This is a genomic window from Aquiflexum sp. (assembly GCF_041751335.1).
Taxonomy (GTDB): Bacteria; Bacteroidota; Bacteroidia; order Cytophagales; family Cyclobacteriaceae; genus Aquiflexum.
This window is the reverse complement of sequence record NZ_JBGSXS010000127.1, coordinates 1-19,208: the sequence shown is the minus strand read 5'-3', so window position 1 is coordinate 19,208 and position 19,208 is coordinate 1. Positions and strand designations below refer to the sequence as shown.

Sequence of the window (19,208 nt, the reverse complement as noted above, 5' to 3'; positions counted from 1 at the left end):
GGTCATCCCTACGGGACTGGGTGGTAGATCTATAGTTATGGTCCACAGGTTGAAACCTGTGGTTTTTATATCTGTGGTGTCTCTGGCACTTGGTGCAATGTATAAGTAAAAGTGCATCGAAATAGAACCTGTATTATTCTTTTTCCACTTTTATTTTCTACTTCTTATTTGATATGAAATAATTTTCCGTGTCAGTGATTATTCCACCGCTCTTATATAGTCGGTTTTTTTGTTTTTCAGAAATGCCATAATTTCAATTCAAATATTGACGATTATGATAAAGAATATAATTACAGGGTTATTGGTGGTGGTTTTGATACTTCCCGCTTATGCCCAAAGAAAACAGTCGAATCCCCCAATTGTCAAAAAGCCATTGACCCATGCTGCTTACGACGAGTGGAAAAGCATTACTTACAAAGAATTTACCAATGATGGGAAATATGCCGCTTACACTTTAAATCCCGAAGCAGCAGATGGTAAACTGGTTTTGATGGACCTTTCCAAAAACACCATAGATGAAGTACCTAGGGCTGAAAACATCAAGCTAAGTTGGGATAGCAGGTATTCTTTTATGTTGATCAAAGCCCAAAAAGATCTGATCAAAGAGCTGCGCAGGGAAAAGAAGAAAAAGGAGGACATGCCAAAAGACACGTTGGGAATTTACTCTTGGACCAACAAAAAACTGGAGAAAATACCTAATGTCAAATCCTACAAGATCCCTGAAAAAGTAGGAAGCTGGATTGCTTATCAATTGGAACCTGTAAGTGAAACCGAAAAGGAAAAAACAAATGGGATTGGACAGGAAGATTCTGAAAAAGCCAAACCCTCACGTAAGATATCTGATGAAAACGGATTTCCACTGGTTTTGACTAACTTGGAAAATGGTCAACAAATGACCTTTGGTTTTGTAAAAGAATACATATTTGCCAAGAATGGAGAAGGTTTATTGTTTCATTCGTCAGGTGATAATGGAGAACTTCAACCGGGAATTTACTGGTATGACCTAAAAGAAGAAAAGTTACTGTCCATTTTTGAAGCCAATAAAAAACATAAATTCAAATATCTGAGCATAGATGATTCAGGTTCCAAAGTGGTATTTATCGCAGACTTGGACACTACCAAAGCCTTGGTGAGAGAGCCAAAAATGTATTATTGGGACAAATCCCAATCGGCTGCTTCCTTATTGGTAGACAAAAATACTGCTGGAATCCCCGAGAAATGGTTGGTATCCGAAAACTTCAACCCTTATTTTTCAAAAGACGGCAGTAAACTATTCTTTGGGACCAATCCACTACCCATTGTCAAGGATACTGCTTTGTTGGCTGAAGAAATAGTTAATGTGGAAGTCTGGCATTGGCAGGATGATTATATCTATCCTGAACAAAATGTAAGAGCAGACAGAGAGAGAAAACGAAGCTATTTGGCTGTATTGCATTTGGATAGCAGGAAGTTGGTTCAATTGGGTAATGAAAAAATGTCCGATATTAATGTAGGGGAAGAAGGAAATTCCAAATACGCGTTGGGCAAAGATGATCGGGATTATAGAGTAAGCCGCACTTGGGACACCGGAGGGGCGCATGATTTATATATTGTGAATGTGTCTGATGGCAGTTCGAATCTGATTGAAACAGGTGTTCAGGGTTCTTCCAGGATATCACCTGCCGCACAGTATGCTTACTGGTTCAGTAATCCTGATACTGCTTGGTTTGCACATCATATTGCTTCCGGAAAAACATTGAAATTGACTTCGGATATGGGTATTCCATTTGCCGATGAGGAAAATGATGTACCGGATTATCCTTCTTCATACGGTCTGGCAGGATGGACCAAGGATGATGCAAGGATTTTGATCTATGACAAATATGATATCTGGTCCTTTGACCCACAGGGAAAAGATGACCCGATTAACTTGACCAAAGATGGTAGGGCTAAAAAGCATACCTATCGTTATGTCGATCTAGACAGGGAAAAACAATACATTGATCAGGATGAAGTGATGCTATTGACGGCTTTTGATGAAAAAAGTAAATCATCAGGATATGTCAGGTATTCATTAAAAGACAGGAAACTTGATCCTTTGGTCATGAGTGCGCACCGATATGGTGGAATTCAAAAAGCCAATGACGCTGACCTGTATCTTTATACAATGGAAAACTTTCAGGAATTTCCCGACCTCTATGTGGCAGATATGAAATTTTCCAAACCAAAGAAAATCTCCGAAGCCAATCCCCAACAAAAAGATTACAAGTGGGGAACAGCTGAATTGGTTTATTGGAACTCTTTGGACAATATACCTTTGGAAGGCATTCTTTACAAACCTGAAAATTTTGATCCCAGCAAAAAGTATCCTATGGTGGTGGTTTACTACGAGCGTTTTTCTAATACCATCCATCAGCACCACAAACCTGAACCTATCCGTTCATTGGTCCATCGAACCATGTATGTGAGCAATGATTACCTGATATTTGTTCCCGATGTGGTTTATAGTACAGGCTATCCTGGTGAAAGTGCCTTCAATTGTATCATTCCCGGAGTCAGCCATTTGATATCCCAAGGTTTTGTGAACAAAGATAGAGTTGGTATTCAAGGGCACAGTTGGAGTGGTTATCAGACAGCCTATATTCTAACTAGGACCAATATGTTCCGTGCAGCTGAGGCAGGAGCTATTGTAGCCAATATGACAAGTGCTTATGGAGGAATCAGGTGGGAATCAGGAAGGGCAAGGATGTTCCAATACGAAAAAGCACAGTCAAGATTAGGGGTTAGTTTATGGGATAATCCCTTGCCTTATATTGAGAATTCCCCTTTGTTTTTTGCCAATAAAATTGAAACGCCCATACTCTTGTTGCACAATGATGCAGATGGTGCTGTGCCTTGGTATCAGGGAATAGAAATGTACCTCGCTATGAGAAGACTTAATAAGCCCACTTGGATGCTGAATTATAACGGAGAACCTCATTGGCCTGTTAAAAGAGAAAATCGCATTGATTTCCAGACTAGGATGATGCAGTTCTTTGACCACTATCTTAAAGATGCTGCGATGCCAGTTTGGATGGAGCGAGGAGTTCCTGCGATTGAAAAGGGAATCTATCAGGGATTGGAGCTTGTCGGGGATGTGGATGGTGTTTAGGATTGTTAATTGGTTTCCTGTAGGATACAGATATTGATATATACCTTCCAGTCGAAATACAGGGACCTAGGAGAGGTTTAATTACCCAAGCCGGGGAAGTAGATTTCTCCTGCCGTCGACAAGAGAGAAGTCTTTATCACCATAGAACCAACAAAAGTGTTCAAGACTTAAAAGCTTTGTCTTGTCAACTCGATCCCGACAACTGTACGGGAGATAGGTCTAATACCCTGATTCGGAGCAACAGATTTCTCCTGCCGTCTAAATGACAAAGGAGAGGCCTTTAACAAAATTGGCCTACTAATTACATCAATCCTTGGATATGACAACCGGTTTTTTTATTCTTTGGAAAAAGGCTATTTTGAGACCGTCAACCACTTACCTATATGAAAAAATCAATACTTGTTTTATTCCTAACAGTTCTCCTGTTTCCTGTTTCACCATTTGCCCAAGTAATGCCTTCACCTGACCGGAAGGAAGGGGAAGGGCCTTATGATAAGCTGATCATTAGGGGTGTGACTTTGGTCGATGGTACAGGTGCACCTCCTATCGGTCCTGTGGATATTGTTGTTGAAAGAAATAAAATCGCGGAAGTTAGGGTGGTAGGTTATCCCGGATTGCCAATCAAAGAAGAAAGAAGACCTAAGGCTGGTCCTAATGATAAGGTTATGGACTTGGAAGGTCACTATTTGCTTCCTGGTTTGATTGATATGCATGGTCATATTGGTGGAGCTGGCCAAGGTACTCCTGCGGAGTATGTTTTCAAGCTTTGGATGGCGCATGGCATTACCACGGTCAGAGATCCATCTGCTGGGAACGGCCTGAATTGGGTGTTGGAGCACAAAAAGAAATCTGCTGCAAATACCATCACTGCACCGAGACTTCTGGCCTATACCAGTTTTGGACAAGGTGCGACAAAACCGATAACGAATGCTGCCGAAGCCAAAGCTTGGGTAAATGAAAATGCAAAAAATGGTGCAGATGGGGTTAAATTTTTTGGAGCCAAACCGGAAGTGATGCAGGCAGCATTGGAAGAAAATAAAAGAATAGGTTTAAGGTCTTCCATGCATCATGCCCAGATGGATGTGGCAAGATGGAATGTGCTGAATTCAGCAATGGCAGGCTTGACCACGATGGAACATTGGTATGGATTACCGGAAGCCTTATTGGTCGACAGGACTATTCAGGATTACCGTTTGGATTACAATTACCAGAATGAGCAACATCGATTTGCAGAGGCAGGGAAACTTTGGAAACAGGCAGCTCCACCTTACTCTGATCATTGGAACAAGGTTATGCAGGAACTGCTTGATCTGGATTTTACAATTGATCCTACTTTTAATATCTACGAGGCCAACCGTGATCTGATGCGGGCAAGGAGGGCAGAATGGCATGAGGAATACACCTTGCCTTCTTTGTGGAGGTTTTACAAGCCATCCAGAGAATCCCATGGTTCCTATTGGTTTGATTGGACTACCGAAGAGGAAATCCAATGGAAGGAAAATTATAGAATCTGGATGACCTTTATCAATGAATATAAAAACAGAGGCGGTAGGGTTACCGCCGGTTCTGATTCAGGGTTTATCTATCAACTCTATGGATTTGCTTTTATCAGGGAATTGGAATTGCTCAGAGAAGCAGGTTTCCATCCTTTGGAGGTTATCAGGTCTGCTACTATGTACGCATCTGAAGCATTGGGCATGGATAAGGAAATAGGAACTGTAGAAGTAGGGAAACTCGCTGATTTTGTGATACTCGAAGAAAATCCACTTCAAAACCTGAAGGTTCTATACGGTACTGGTGCCATCAGAATAGGCGAAGACAACGAACCAATCAGGGTGGGGGGAGTTAAGCATACAGTGAAGGACGGAATTGTCTATGATGCCAAACAACTCCTTGAAGATGCCCGTGTCATAGTCCAACAGCACAAAGCTCGAGAAGATGCTATGAAGTTGAAGCAGCCGGGATTGGATTGGTAATTCGGGGAAGCGAGAGATTAGAGGCGAGAAGCGAGATGCGAGAGATTAGTGCCAAAGCCTGCCCCGAGTATCGGGGAACCAAGAGTCAAGAACCAAGAATAGAGGATACTGTTGATTCTTTGATAATTGAATGCAATAACCATTAAATAAGACTTCTCCTTGTCATGTCGACGGCAGGAGACATCTGGCGAGAAGAGTCAAGAGTCAAAGATCCGAGAGGAGACGAGAACTGAGAATTTCCTGTAGTAGTGTCAATAATCACCAACCAGTTAAATAAACTCTGAGAAAACAACCAACCTCAATTTCTTGGTACATTGTACATCGTACTTTGTGCTAAATCCCACAAATTTCGTACAATAAGACATGCCCCACATACAACTCAATAACATCAAACTCTTTTACATCAAAGAAGGTGAAGGAAAAGAAACCATTGTCTTTTCTCATGGACTACTTTGGAGTCATAAGATGTTTATGGAACAAGTAGAATTTTTGAAAAAAAGGCACACTGTTATTGCCTATGACCATAGGGGCCAAGGTCAATCAGAGGTGAATGACAGCCCTATCGATATGGATATTTTGACTGAGGATGTGCTTGAATTGATAGATAAGTTAGTTGGCCATCCGGTTCATTTTGCGGGTCTGTCAATGGGTGGATTTGTAGGAATGCGATTGGCTGCAAGGTATCCGGAGAAAGTTAAAAGCCTAATTTTGTTGGAAACCTCTGCTAATTCTGAGCCAGTAGAAAATCTTCCTAAGTACAAGTTTTTGAATGGGGTTGTGAAAATGTTCGGTGTAATTCCGATGATCGCCTCTAAGGTGATGACAATTATGTTTGCGCAGAGTTGGTTGGAAAATCCCAAAAACAAGGATTCGCACAAAAAATGGATTAAAGAATTACAGTCCAATAAAAAATCAATTACCAAATCAGTGGAGGCTGTGATTTACAGAAAAGGAGTGGAGGAAGAAATCCGAAATATCAAATGCCCCACTATGGTAGTTGTAGGAGACGAGGATGTAGCTACCAAACCCGAGAAAGCCAAATTTATACAAATGGCCATTTCCTCTGCCACGCTCCATATGGTGCTTGGGGCAGGGCATAGCAGTTGTATCGAAAAGCCTGAGGAAATAAACAGGTTGATAGGCGATTGGTTGGTAAAATTCTAATCCACCAAAAAATAATCAGAAGTTTTTTTGAAAATAAGTCGGATTTGGTAAACCTTTTCTTAATTTTGTATGTATATACATTTAATACTTAAACATTATATATTCATGAGGCTTGAAGAGGCGATTAAGCAGAAAGAATTTACAGATTCCTATAATAAGGCAATCGTTAATTTACATTATACCCAGAGTTATCTGGTGACAAAACAGAGTTGTCTTTTCAAACCCTTCGGCCTTTCACCAGAACAGTATAATGTTTTAAGGATTTTGAGAGGACAAAAAGGAAGTCCTATTACCGTCTCATCTATACAAGATAGAATGCTCAATAAAATGTCCAATGCTTCGCGTTTGGTGGAGAAACTTAAACAAAAAGGAATGGTAGTCAGGGAGGAATGTCCTACAGACAGAAGACAGGTTGATATTCTGATCACCGAAAAAGGAATGGATGTTCTTAGTCAGTTGCATAATCAAATGCATGAATTGAACAGGACCCTTGTCCAATTGAATGGAGAGGAAGTAGATCAGTTAAATGATTTGTTGGATAAACTAAGAGGCTAAAAAAAATTTAAACAAATAAGTGTATATACACTTAATGTAAATACAATTTAAAATCAAAAAACAAATAAACTATGAGTACTGCAACAACAACAACTACAAAATGGGCTATTGACCCAACACATTCAGAAGTTTCTTTTAAAGTTAAGCACTTGGTGATTTCAACGGTTACAGGTTATTTCAAATCTTTTGAAGGTTCGGTTGAATCAGAATCAGATGATTTCGATGGAGCAAATATTTCTTTCTCTGCGGATATCGCAAGTATTACTACCAATCAGTCAGACAGAGACAATCATTTGAAGTCAGCTGATTTCTTTAATGCAGAGAAATATCCTCAAATGTCATTCTCCGGTATTTTGAAAGGAAGTACTTTGGAAGGAGAACTTACGATAAAGGACGTTACTAAAACATTATCATTAGATGTTGATTTTGGAGGTGTAGTGGAAGATCCTTATGGACAAACCAAAGCGGGATTTGAAATTGAAGGTAAGATCAGCAGAAAGGAATTTGGATTATTATGGAATGCCGTCACCGAAGCAGGAAGTGTCGTAGTAAGTGACCATGTAAGAATAATAGTAAACGCTCAAGTAATTAAGCAATAGTTCCTAAAGACCTTTGGGGTTTTTAATACCCTGAAGGTCTTTTTCCTTAACAGAAGTTTACATCACCAATATTATCAAAAACTGACTTAAAAAAACCGAGATAATTTCTTAAATAATACGAGAGGGATTTCTTTAAGTCAAAAAACCATTTCCCATATTCACTTATTACCATTTAACCAGTAACTTAATTTCAATAAAACACCAAAATCATGAAGGCACTGATAACCGGAATTCATCATATAACTGCCATAGCAGGAAATCCCCAAAAAAATGTCGATTTCTATACGGGTATTTTGGGATTGAGAATGGTCAAAAAGACCATCAATTTCGATGCACCAGATGTTTATCATTTTTATTTTGGTGACGAACTCGGAACTCCAGGAACAGTTTTTACGACTTTCCCCTTTGATGGAGCGAGGAAAGGAACCAAGGGTACAGGTGAATTGACTTATACGGCTTTTTCAATTCCCCAATATTCTTTGTCTTTTTGGATAGATAGATTGGCGAAATATAATATAAATACTTCTACTCCCTTAAGCCGCTTTGGAGAAAAATTGATCCGTTTTGAAGATCATGATGGCATGGGTATAGAATTAATTGCCAATGACAGTGATTCCAGAAAAGGTTGGACCTATGGTAATATCCCTTTGGAACATTCTATTAGGGGATTTTATGGAGTAACATTGAAACTTAAAGCAAAAGACTTAACAGAAAAGTTACTTACCCAATTTATGAATTACAAATTCATTGCCGAAGAAGAAGGAAGGTTTCGATATGGTACTAAAGGTGAACCTGGGGATATTGTAGATATTGTTTTGGACAAGAATGGCCGTCAGGGAATTCAAAGTGCAGGTTCTGTTCATCATATTGCATTCCGTACGGATAACACTTCCACGCAATTGGAAATTCAAAAAATATTGATTGAGAATGGGTACCAAGTCACTGAGGTAAAAGATAGGAATTATTTTAAATCCATTTATTTCAGAGAACCTGGGGGAGTCTTATTTGAAATTGCTACGGATGAACCTGGGTTTGCCATAGATGAGGATGAATCACATTTGGGTGAATTATTGAAATTGCCTGAATGGGCTGAACCACAGCGGGAAAAAATAGCTTCAAGATTGGCAAAAGTGAATTTAAATATTGAAAGTTTTGCGTAAGATGAAAACAGCAGGAAAAGCTTTGGAAAAGGCCGAAAAAGTCGCCATTATGATCCATGGTCGTGGTGCCTCAGATGAGAGTATACTAAGTTTGAGTGACCATCTCAATCTTGAAGGTTTTGCACTAATTGCACCTCAAGCGCCAGGAAACACTTGGTATCCCTACAGCTTTATGGCTACTGATTCCAGCAATGAACCGGCATTCTCAAATGCCATAAAAATGCTTGATGGTGTCGTCGAAGATTTGGAGTCCAAAGGATTCAAATCAGAGCAAATCTTTTTTATAGGTTTTTCTCAAGGAGCTTGTCTTTCATTGGAATACGCAACCCAACATGCAAAAAAATACGGCGGTGTGATTGCCTTTACAGGTGGGTTGATAGGGGAAAAATTGAATAGAGACAAATACAAAGGAGATTTTGGTGGGACCAAAGTTTTCATTGGATCCAGTCACAGAGACATGCATGTTCCTTTGAGCAGAATTGAAGACTCTACTGAGTTGATACAGAAAATGGGAGGTAATGTTAAGACATTGATCTTTGAAGATGCAAATCATACCATCCGACAGGAAGAGTTGGAATGGGTGAATGAAAATATCTTACAATAAATATTGATAGCTAAACCAACAAGGAACCTGACCAATTTTATGGTCAGGTTTTTCTTTTTTCACCAACCGATTAATTGCTTGAAAAAGAACTAATTTAGAATTGTTAAAACCATCTTAATATTTATAAGTTTTAGTTTTATAATGAACAATCAATACCTCAAATTCCTTGAAACACTTTCCGAAAACAACAATAAAACCTGGATGGATACCAATAGAGATTGGTATTTGAAAATCAGGGAGAGTTTATTGGCAGATGTGGAGGTGATATTACACGCCATTTCCCAATGGGAACCTGAACTTTCCGGTTTTAAAGCTAAAGATTGTGTTTTTAGGCAAAATAGGGATGTCAGGTTTTCGGCAAACAAAAATCCATATAAAACCAATTTGGCAGCTTATTTTTCAGTGGGTGGTAAGAAATCCTCAGGACCGGGATATTATCTTCATATTCAGCCGGGACAAAGTTTTATTGCAGGTGGGATTTGGATGCCACCAGCTGATGTTTTGAAAAAAATAAGACAGGAAATTGACTATTCCGGAAAAGAATTGCAATTCATTCTTGAGGAATCTAATTTTAAAAAAACTTTCGGTGGTTTGAAGGGTGATACCCTCAAGACCAGTCCGAAAGGTTATGATTCGGACCATCCATATATTGAGTTTTTAAGATTTAAGTCTTTTATTGTTTCTACCCCTTTAAAAGACAGTATGATAGCTGATGGTTCATTCAGGAAACACACCATTGGAATTTTTAGGCAAATGAAACCATTTCATGACTTTTTGAACAAAGCCACTGAAGAGGTAAATGATGGGGATGGACTTTTATGATCTAATGATTAAAAATCATCCCAGGGCACATTGTCAAAGATTCCGGTGATGGCACCAAAACCTACCAACATTAAAACCAAAATAGTAATACCTATCCCCACAGCATACCAAATGAGTTTAGCTTTGGCCCAATTGGATTTATTGGGGTTTCCTTGCTTATCGACAGCCCATACTATCAGCATGATGAAACCAATCAAAGGGATGTTTGTAATCAAAATGGTCAAAAACCACTCACCTGTATTAATAGGTGGATGTTTGAATTGCTCATTGAAATCCATAGTTTTCTGGGGTTGGGTTTGTCAATAAATCCTTTACTTCAAAACTATATTCACTGACTGCAAAGTTTTCTGTATTGAAGGGATCAGTTTGTATAAATGAGATTTTGATGGTTTTGTAATCGTTGATTTTTGAGTAGCCTATGGCGTATAGTTCAGCACATTTACGGGCAGTATTTTCTTCGCTAATTTTAAGGGAAGCGCTTTTTCCGTTGTGGAGCCGCAATTCGATGGTACTTTCATTTTCTTCGTTTACTATGATTTTTGATACCATGACTTCTGCTCCTTCAAATTCTCCGAGAGTCAAGATCTCAGGGGAAGGGAAATAACCTTCTCCTGCCATTCTGTTAAATCCCCATAGCATGGCTTTCATTACTTTTTCTCCATCACAAGAGGCCAGAGAAATACAAAGTAGAAGAAGGAATATAAGAGATGGTTTTTTCATTTTGTTTTGCACACAAAAGGCTTGACAGAGCAAGCCTTTTATAGTAAATATGAACATTACCGAAATGGCCTGCAACTTATTGAATTGACGCTGTTTTTGTTTCTTCTTTAATTTTCACCCTTAATATAAAATCACTGAGTACATTCATATAATTGATAAATGCATCATAAGGGGTGTCATAATGGCTGAAGTATGAGTGGACAGCGCCATCAGAAAAGAACTTGGTGCACATATAGTAAAAATGATCAGAGGTTTGAAGGTAATTCCAGTCTCTTTGGATTTCCTCATCATCAATTTTAGCAACCCTATCTTCCATTTCATAAAGCTTTGCAAAGGCCTCGTTTTGGAGGTCATTCCCTAGCCAAGCGGTCAGATCCCGCTCCTCATCTGCCCAGGATATTGGAATTGGCACATGTATTTTGGAAATTGATTTTGCATGTTTCACTACCTCCGATGGGGTAGAAAAGCTATAATTGGTATGTGTAAATACAGCGCTTGGCAATGCTCTCATAAACTCAAAAATCCCTGTTTCAGCCCATTGATGTTCACCAAAAGTTTCATAATCCATAAATAGGTTTATGACTTCCTGCTCCCTTGGCAAGGCATTTATCCAATCCACAAATTTTTCGGTAGTCAATGGGTAATCAGACCAAGTCTTGTTGCTGAATCGAAAAGCGATATCATCACTTAACTGAAAATTTTTCAACAATATTTTCAAATTGGGGTCTATCGAATTTTCGTAAAGAAAGTTTGGACTTTTCCATCCCAGAATGTGTTTGGCTCCTTCAGTAAGCATTCCTTCAAAACCCATTTCTGCAACCATACCGCCAATCTTGTCAGAATAGATCAATTCGGTATTTCTAAAAACTTTTGGTTCATAACCATTGAAATGTTTTTTGATTTTTGCTCTATGGTTGTTGACCATTCTTTGAAACTCAGTTTTACTTTTGAGTGAGCAAAGTGCATGGGAATCAGTTTCATTTAAAAGCTCAACATGTCCTGTTGCTACTAGTTTTTTAAAGCTTTCCAGTACATCTGGTGCAAAGGCTTCAAATTGATCCAGACAAACACCGGAAATAGAGAATGACACTTTAAAATTGCCATTATAATGATTGATGAGTTCCAAGAGCAAGGCATTCATTGGCAAGTAGCATTTTTGGGCTACTTTTCTGATGATGCTTTTATTGCTGTAATCATCCCAATAATAATGATCTGCGCCAATATCAAAAAAACGATAGGGCTTTATTCTTAGTGGCTGGTGAACCTGAAAGTAGAAACAAATAGTTCTCATGGCTGTTGTTTGTGAAGTTTATCGTAAACGGTTACTAGTTTGGCAGCTACATGCTCCCATTTTAATTTTTTAAGTTCTTCGCTGCCCAATTCCCTGAACATCTTAGATATACTGTCATAATGGAGCAATCCAAAAATGGCATCGGCCATGGCATCTACATCCCAAAAATCAACTTTGATTGCATTTCTGAGTACTTCAGCAACACCGGATTGCTTTGATATAATGACAGGAGTATTATGTCGAACAGCTTCCAAGGGAGCAATACCAAACGGTTCAGAGACAGAAGGCATAACATACACATCACTGATGGCATACATATCATCTACATCTTTTCCTTTAAGGAAGCCTGTGAAGTGGAATTTTGTACCCATTCCCAATTCTGCAACCCTTTCAATCATTCTATTGAGCAGATCTCCATTTCCTGCCATTACAAACCTTACGTTCGGATCTCTATCAATTACCTTCTTTGCTGCTTCCACAAAGTATTCGGGGCCTTTTTGAAAAGTTATTCTTCCCAAAAAGGTTACAATTTTCTCTGGAACATTTTTATGAACACTTGATTTGATAATACTTGCGTCGAGCACAGCATTATGCAAAACGCTTACTTTATCAGGGTGAACACCATATTTTTCGATGACTACTTTTCTTGTAAGGTGACTAACTGCCACCACATGGTCAGCTGCAAGCATCCCCGCTCTCTCTATGTCATATACAGGCTTGTTCACTGATTCTCCCGAACGGTCAAATTCAGTTGCGTGGATATGGGCTACAAGGGGTTTTCCGCTGATTTCTTTGGCTGCGATACCTGCAGGATAAGCTAGCCAATCATGCGCGTGAATGACATCATGATCCTTAGATTTTGCAATCTGCGCAGCTACCAAGGCATATCTAGCTACTTCTTTCATCAAATCCTGGCCGTATTTTCCGCTAAATTCAAATTTGTTTGAAAAAACACTTTCATCAACATCAGTACGGTCGTGTATGGCATAATCAGTGTATTTTTTAAATTCATCAGGGCCTAGATAAGGAACCAAAAAGCTACTTACTTCCAGATAGGTAAGGTTTTTCCATATTTTCTTGAATTTCTTCTCTCTATAATCAATGACCACATCACTCGCATTGACAAAATCTGCGAGGGGTTCTTCGTCACCCCATAATTTTGGCACAACAAAAATGATGTCCTGTTTATGGTGTACCAACCCCTTGACTAAGCCATAACAGGCAGTACCCAATCCTCCTGAAATATGTGGTGGGAATTCCCACCCAAACATTAAAACCTTCATAAAAGCAGATTAAACTTTATCCAATATATACATCATTCTTAATAATTCTCCAATACTCCAAGCTTGGGAAATTGCGCCTTTTGGTCTATGCGGAGGATCTCCATCGTAGATTTCAGCCACTGTACCGACACCATATTGTGTCATCACGCCATCAAAGGACTGAATGATTTTTTCAACGAAGTGTTTCCCTGATTTTCCATGCAGCTTGAGGTATCCTTCCACAAAATTCCCCAAAAGCCAAACCCAAACAGTACCATTATGGTATGCAATATCCCGGGTGAACGGGGTCCCATGATAATAACCCTTGTATCCTGGATCATCGGGAGAAAGGGATCTTAATCCCCTTGTCGTCAATAATTTGGATTTCACTTTTTCCAGAATACTATCCATTTGACTTTCCTCCAATGGAGAATATTTTAAGGAAGTTGCAAAAACCATATTTGGTCTAATAGACCAGTCTTTATAATTATCATTTACATAATCGGCCAAATATCCTCTTTCTTCATCCCAGAAGGTGTCTACAAAAGATTTTTTAACTTTTTCTGAAAGAGATTGGATTTCTTTGTCACCCGCAAGTTCTGAATAAAAACAAAGTGCATTGTACCATAGCGCATTGATTTCAACGGGACAACCGATTCTTGGCGTTACAGGGCCATCAGTGTTTACAGCGTCCATCCAAGTCAATGCCACTCCTTCTACGCCGCCAAACATCAACCCATTCTCCAGCATGTGGATATTATAATCTGTCCCTTGACGGAATCCATCAATGATTCCTTTCATTTTATCCAAATACTTCTTTTTGATGGTTTTAGTGTCTCCTGTAAAAACAATGTATTGTTGAAGAGACCAGAAAAACCACAAAGGAGCATCCATTGACGTGGAATTTCTCATTACCCCACTGCCTACATTTGGGAAGAGTGGCCCATTAAGGTCTGCGACCATCGTATCCATTATCTCCAAGAAGGTTTCTTTATCTCCCTGAGTCAAGGTTAGTCCTGGTGCTGAAACAAAAGTGTCTCTTCCCCACCATCCAAACCAAGGGTATCCGGCGATAACGTGTGTTTTTTTATCCCGTTTTTGGATAAACTGTCCTGCAGAATTTTTGAGGCAGTTAATGAAATTATTCCTTGGTATCCGCCTCGCTAGTTCTTTTTCAAAAGCTTTTTGTCTGGTACCAGGGTCGGCTTCTACAAGGCCTGCTGAGAAAATTACCGATTCACCCTTTTGGATATCAAATTCAAAATATCCTGGAACAAATAAATCCTCTTGATAATCATACCCCCGTTCCCTTTCCATGATGTATTCTATATTAAAATACCAATCTGGTTTTGAAACGAACTCATTTTTTTTGGAAAGTTGTAGGTAAAGGGGGGTATATTCAGGGTATAACTGAAATTTTACGCCATTTGGTAGTTTTGAAAATTCTTTATTGATCCTATTGTTTTCTTTGGAAAGATTATGATAGCCTCTGAATGCTAAAAATGGGCTGATTCTTATTTTGGTCGGTGAATGGGCATCCAACAAGGTGTACCTAATCATAACCCTGTCTCGATTGGTGTCAAGGATAAGCTCTTTTTGTAACAATACTCCTCCAACACGGTATGTTAATTTTGGGATAGGCTCAGAATCGAAATCTTCCAAGTATTTATGCCCTCTTGGAGAGTAATTGCCAGGAAACTTACTGATACCCAAATTAAAATTTGCCCCTCTCTGGATCACCGTTTCATGGACAGTGGACAACATGACATGCAATTGCTCATCAATTTGGGGCTGTGGAGCCACCAAAAGGCCATGATACTTCCTGGTGTTACATCCAATGATAGTGGTACTGGTGTAGCAGCCCCCCCTATTGGTTCTGATTATTTCTCTGTCAAGGGAGTAATTTAGGTTGATTAATTGGGTTTTGTCAAAATGGATATAACTCATTTGGTTAAAAGTTTTGAGATTTCCATAAAAATACTTTTTTGATACCGAAAGAAAAACTTATTGCATAAAAAAAAAGGTTATTGGAACATAACCTTTCATTTTATCCAAAATTAGTATCGGATGCTTTCTTTTTGCAATTCCTCAAAGTTTTTGAGTGATTCTTCAAACTTTGTCATGTACAACTGCACAAACTTCAGATTGACAGGCTTGACCTTTGGGAATTTGGGCGAAGCTTTGAATAATGTATACATTGCCTTTCAAATTTTAATTTTAACCACTTATACAAAATTTATGCCATTTGGGTTCATTATTAGTTCTTAAAATAAGAAAACCCCTCTCGGCGAGAGGGGCTGAGGGTGGAAGACCGGGTTCGAACCGGCGACCTCTGGATCCACAAACCAGCGCTCTAACCAGCTGAGCTACAACCACCATATTGAAGTTACATTCCAAACTTTTCTGGAATGGACTGCAAAGGTAATGTTTCGCTTTTTCCTAAGCAATACTCATACCTGTAATTTTCTTGAAAATTTTAATCGATGTCCCTTCTGCTCTTCATGAAATGTTCCATTTTCGAACGCCAAGTGTCCCGAAACAACCGTGTGGGTTACTTTTGACTTAAATGTATGTCCCTCAAATGGGGACCAACCACATTTTGAAAGCACGTTGCTTTTTTCTACTGTCCAAGGGCTGTCAAGGTCAGCGATCACTAAATCAGCATGGTATCCTGGACGAATATAACCTCTCTTGTCTATTTCAAAAAGAATAGCAGGATTATGGCACATTTTTTCAACAATTTGATCCAGTCTGATTTTTCCCTGATGGTATAGGTCAAGCATGGCCACCAAACTGTGTTGTACCAAAGGCCCCCCAGATGGAGCGGATAAATATGATTTATTTTTCTCTTCTAAAGTATGGGGTGCATGGTCTGTGGCAATGACATCTATATGTCCGTCCAAAACCCCCTCTAAAATTTTATCTCGATCATCAACAGTTTTAATAGCCGGATTCCATTTTATGAAATTTCCTTTTTCTTCATAATCATCTTCTGAGAACCACAAATGATGGATACAGGCCTCAGCAGTGATTCTTTTTTCTACCAAAGGTAGTTTTTTGTCAAAAAGCCCCACCTCTTTTCCGGTACTGATATGTAAAACATGGAGTCGGCTGCCATATTTTCTAGCAAGGTCTACCACCTTTTTTGAAGCATCATAACAAGCCTCGGCGGATCTGATTTTTGGATGGTATTTTACTGGAATATCATCTCCGAATTTCGCTTGGTATTTTTGGAGATTTGCTTTTATGATATTATCATTTTCACTATGGGTAGCAATGATCATCTTGCATTCAGAAAAGATCCTGTCCAGACTTTCAGGATTGTCCACGAGCATATTTCCTGTGGAGGAGCCCTGAAAAACCTTAATCCCACATACATTTTCAGGGTCAACCTTCAGGATCTCTTCAATATTATCATTGGTAGCTCCAAAGAAAAAAGAGTAGTTGGCCAATGATTTTTCGGAAGCTATAGAGAATTTTTCTTCCAAAAGTTCCAAAGTGGTAGCTTGAGGAACTGTATTGGGCATTTCCATATAAGAAGTAATACCCCCTGCTACAGCCGCCTTGCTTTCGGTATAGATATCTGCTTTATGTGTCAATCCTGGTTCCCTAAAATGCACCTGATCATCGATCAATCCCGGAAAAATATATTTGCCGCTGGCATCTATGGTCGTGTCTGCCTCAAATTCAGACAGGTCTGTACCTATATTATAAAACATACCGTCTTTGATCAAAACATCAGAACGGGTTATCTTACCTTCATTCACTATATTTGCACCTGTGATTAAAATACTTTTCATTTTGCGATTGATTTGGAGAGATTTATTGACAGTTGAATAATAAGCCGCTAAGGGTCATTTACAAAAATTAACCCTTGGTTTCAGAAAATGGTTTATTTCTCACCACTTTACACAAGCTCAAAAATACTAAAACATGTCTGATAGCCTTCAAACTTTTGATAATTTTAAATTGAATAAGCAACTTTTGGATGGGGTTAAGGATGCAGGATATACCAAACCAACTCCTATACAAGAACAGGCGATTCCGCTGGTTTTGGCAGGTCATGATGTGTTGGGTATAGCTCAGACAGGGACTGGTAAGACAGCTGCCTTTGTTCTGCCATTGCTGATGAAAGTCAAATATGCCCAAGGTCAGCATCCCCGAGCCCTGATCTTGGCACCTACAAGGGAACTGGTCATGCAGATAGCTGAAGCTGTAACAGAATTTGGGAAATACACCGATCTGAGGTTTGTCAGCCTTTACGGAGGAATAGGACCAAAAACCCAAATTGAAAAAGTGCAGGCTGGGGTGGATATTATTATTTCAACACCGGGAAGATTTTTGGACCTGTACAAACGCGGCGAGATATTTACCCGAGAAATCAAAACCATGGTCATGGATGAGGCGGACAAAATGATGGATATGGGTTTTTTGGGACAGATCAGGGCAATTTTGGAAGTGATTCCAGTCAAAAGACAGAACATGCTTTTCTCAGCGACCTTTAGTGGGAAAATTGAAAAACTTTCCCATGATTTTTTGGAGTTTCCGGAGCGGGTTGAAATTGCTATGCAGGCAACCACCGCAGAAACCATACAACAGGTAAAATATTTGGTACCCAATATCAAAACTAAGATCAATTTGCTGGTTCATTTATTAGAGAATCAGGATTTTAAAAGGGTAATGATCTTCACCAAATCCCGAAAAAATGCGGAGTCGGTCTTCAGTTATCTGGAAAGAAAACATTTGGGATCTATCCGAGTCATACATGCCAATAAGGGACAGAATACTCGGATCAATTCGATGGAAGACTTCAAAGCAGGGGAGGTAAGGATATTGGTAGCGACAGATGTAGCTGCAAGAGGCCTTGACGTCAGTATGGTCAGTCATGTGGTCAACTTTGATGTCCCTTTGATTTATGAAGATTATGTGCACAGAATTGGCAGGACAGGCAGGGCCGAACAGGAAGGTGCGGCCATTACTTTTGTCAATCCTGCAGAAGAATACCATTTTGAGAAAATTGAGGAGATAATCAGGATGGAAGTGCCAACTGTGCAAATTCCCGAAGAGTTCACTGTGACCCCAACTCCATTTGAAGAACAACAGGGCTATGCCAGGGAAATAGATGGGCAGAAGAAAAAAGAGAACCCTGAATTCAAAGGAGGATTCCATGAAAAAAGGGCCCGCCCAAAACCCAATCCAAACAAAGTGGAAAAGAAACGCGGTAACAAAAATTCCAAAGCCAAAAGAAATAGGAATCAGATGAAGACAAAGGCGAAGTGGAAGAAGGGTTGATGAATTTTAGAATTTAGAATTGAGAATTGAGATTTTAGATTTACGAGTTTTAGAAATCAGGTTATGATCTCGGATCAGATTTTTTTTGGTTTAAAGATGGCATGAAGTAAAGTTGTGCAGGCCAATACATGGGTTTATTCATCTATCTAATATTCCGTCAGGATAAAAAAAACTACCTCAAACAGTTTTACATAGTTTTTACTCAATTAGGTTACATATCCAGTGAATCGGTAGCTTATGAAGGAGTAGAGCACTTGAACCGTTTTTCTCAACTCTTGTTCAGGGCACTGGCAGAAGAGTTTATCAGTATCAGTAAAGCAGCTTCACTCAAGAATCAAAAATTGGCAGTTTTTAGAAAGGAGAATTTGGTGATTTGATGGATTGGCCTTCTTTCCCATTAGGCTCAGGTTGGGATATCTTATATTTTTTTATTGGGCCATTTGTACAAAAATGGGAAAAAGTGGAAAATGCTGAATTCTTATTTGTAAATTCGTGAAAAATACACAAATATTAATTTATTAGCATGATTGAGGAATTCAACTTCGGAAACTTTTGGTCTTTTAAGGACATGCAAACCTTGAATATGACGGCGGCAAAGATCAAGTCCAAGAACAGTCAACTTGACCGCATGAA

Annotated in this window: 17 protein-coding genes and 1 tRNA gene; 10 read left to right on the top strand and 8 right to left on the bottom strand. The window is 39.2% G+C overall.

Annotated elements, in window-relative coordinates:
- Positions 1 to 274 precede the first annotated feature (274 nt).
- The 8 genes from ACEW8U_RS06925 to ACEW8U_RS06890 all read left to right on the top strand — a co-directional run bounded on the left by ACEW8U_RS06925 (position 275) and on the right by ACEW8U_RS06890 (position 10,010).
- Positions 275 to 3,130, top strand: coding sequence for an alpha/beta hydrolase family protein (locus ACEW8U_RS06925; protein ID WP_373521310.1), 2,856 nt, complete (start codon positions 275 to 277; stop codon positions 3,128 to 3,130).
- A 383-nt stretch (positions 3,131 to 3,513) separates the two neighbouring features.
- Positions 3,514 to 5,106, top strand: coding sequence for an amidohydrolase family protein (locus ACEW8U_RS06920; protein ID WP_373521309.1), 1,593 nt, complete (start codon positions 3,514 to 3,516; stop codon positions 5,104 to 5,106).
- 363 nt (positions 5,107 to 5,469) lie between these two features.
- The gene (locus ACEW8U_RS06915) at positions 5,470 to 6,270 is read left to right on the top strand and encodes an alpha/beta fold hydrolase (RefSeq protein WP_373521308.1); all 801 of its coding nucleotides are present in this window, start codon (positions 5,470 to 5,472) and stop codon (positions 6,268 to 6,270) included.
- A gap of 105 nt (positions 6,271 to 6,375) precedes the next feature.
- Positions 6,376 to 6,825 (top strand): MarR family winged helix-turn-helix transcriptional regulator, encoded by a 450-nt coding sequence (locus ACEW8U_RS06910; protein WP_373521307.1) that lies wholly within the window; start codon positions 6,376 to 6,378, stop codon positions 6,823 to 6,825.
- 71 nt (positions 6,826 to 6,896) lie between these two features.
- Positions 6,897 to 7,424, top strand: a complete 528-nt coding sequence (locus ACEW8U_RS06905; RefSeq protein WP_373521306.1) for a YceI family protein — start codon at positions 6,897 to 6,899, stop codon at positions 7,422 to 7,424.
- Positions 7,425 to 7,633: 209 nt separating this feature from the next.
- Positions 7,634 to 8,584 carry a ring-cleaving dioxygenase gene (locus ACEW8U_RS06900; protein ID WP_373521305.1) on the top strand — a complete coding sequence of 317 codons (951 nt, stop codon included), beginning with the start codon at positions 7,634 to 7,636 and terminating at the stop codon, positions 8,582 to 8,584.
- 1 nt (position 8,585) lies between these two features.
- Positions 8,586 to 9,188 carry an alpha/beta hydrolase gene (locus ACEW8U_RS06895; RefSeq protein ID WP_373521304.1) on the top strand — a complete coding sequence of 201 codons (603 nt, stop codon included), beginning with the start codon at positions 8,586 to 8,588 and terminating at the stop codon, positions 9,186 to 9,188.
- 141 nt (positions 9,189 to 9,329) lie between these two features.
- A complete protein-coding gene (locus ACEW8U_RS06890) occupies positions 9,330 to 10,010 on the top strand; it encodes a DUF2461 domain-containing protein (protein WP_373521303.1) in 681 nt (226 codons plus the stop codon).
- Positions 10,011 to 10,018: 8 nt separating this feature from the next.
- Here the strand turns inward: ACEW8U_RS06890 and ACEW8U_RS06885 are convergent, their stop codons facing one another.
- From ACEW8U_RS06885 to ACEW8U_RS06850, 8 genes are all read right to left on the bottom strand, one after another.
- Positions 10,019 to 10,288: a hypothetical protein gene (locus ACEW8U_RS06885; RefSeq protein ID WP_373521302.1), complete on the bottom strand. Its 270-nt coding sequence runs from the start codon at positions 10,286 to 10,288 to the stop codon at positions 10,019 to 10,021.
- Entirely contained in the window at positions 10,275 to 10,730 is a 456-nt protein-coding gene (locus tag ACEW8U_RS06880) for a hypothetical protein (protein ID WP_373521301.1), read from the bottom strand. Before ACEW8U_RS06880 ends, ACEW8U_RS06885 begins: the two co-directional genes overlap by 14 nt.
- A 76-nt stretch (positions 10,731 to 10,806) precedes the next feature.
- A complete protein-coding gene (locus ACEW8U_RS06875; RefSeq protein ID WP_373521300.1) occupies positions 10,807 to 12,021 on the bottom strand; it encodes a glycoside hydrolase family 57 protein in 1,215 nt (404 codons plus the stop codon).
- Entirely contained in the window at positions 12,018 to 13,304 is a 1,287-nt protein-coding gene (locus ACEW8U_RS06870; RefSeq protein WP_373521299.1) for a glycosyltransferase family 4 protein, read from the bottom strand. Before ACEW8U_RS06870 ends, ACEW8U_RS06875 begins: the two co-directional genes overlap by 4 nt.
- 9 nt (positions 13,305 to 13,313) lie before the next feature.
- Positions 13,314 to 15,230 (bottom strand): amylo-alpha-1,6-glucosidase, encoded by a 1,917-nt coding sequence (locus tag ACEW8U_RS06865; protein ID WP_373521298.1) that lies wholly within the window; start codon positions 15,228 to 15,230, stop codon positions 13,314 to 13,316.
- 110 nt (positions 15,231 to 15,340) lie between these two features.
- Positions 15,341 to 15,481, bottom strand: coding sequence for a hypothetical protein (locus ACEW8U_RS06860; protein WP_373521297.1), 141 nt, complete (start codon positions 15,479 to 15,481; stop codon positions 15,341 to 15,343).
- A 103-nt stretch (positions 15,482 to 15,584) separates the two neighbouring features.
- Positions 15,585 to 15,660: transfer RNA gene (locus ACEW8U_RS06855), tRNA-His, on the bottom strand.
- A gap of 73 nt (positions 15,661 to 15,733) precedes the next feature.
- The gene (locus ACEW8U_RS06850) at positions 15,734 to 17,083 is read right to left on the bottom strand and encodes a dihydroorotase (protein ID WP_373521296.1); all 1,350 of its coding nucleotides are present in this window, start codon (positions 17,081 to 17,083) and stop codon (positions 15,734 to 15,736) included.
- Positions 17,084 to 17,216: 133 nt separating this feature from the next.
- On the opposite strand from ACEW8U_RS06850, the gene ACEW8U_RS06845 reads away from it, so the two are divergent.
- Together ACEW8U_RS06845 and ACEW8U_RS06840 are read left to right on the top strand one after the other, a co-directional pair.
- Positions 17,217 to 18,575, top strand: coding sequence for a DEAD/DEAH box helicase (locus ACEW8U_RS06845; protein WP_373521295.1), 1,359 nt, complete (start codon positions 17,217 to 17,219; stop codon positions 18,573 to 18,575).
- Between the two features lie 128 nt (positions 18,576 to 18,703).
- The gene (locus ACEW8U_RS06840; protein WP_373521294.1) at positions 18,704 to 18,952 is read left to right on the top strand and encodes a hypothetical protein; all 249 of its coding nucleotides are present in this window, start codon (positions 18,704 to 18,706) and stop codon (positions 18,950 to 18,952) included.
- The last annotated feature ends 256 nt before the right edge of the window (positions 18,953 to 19,208 follow it).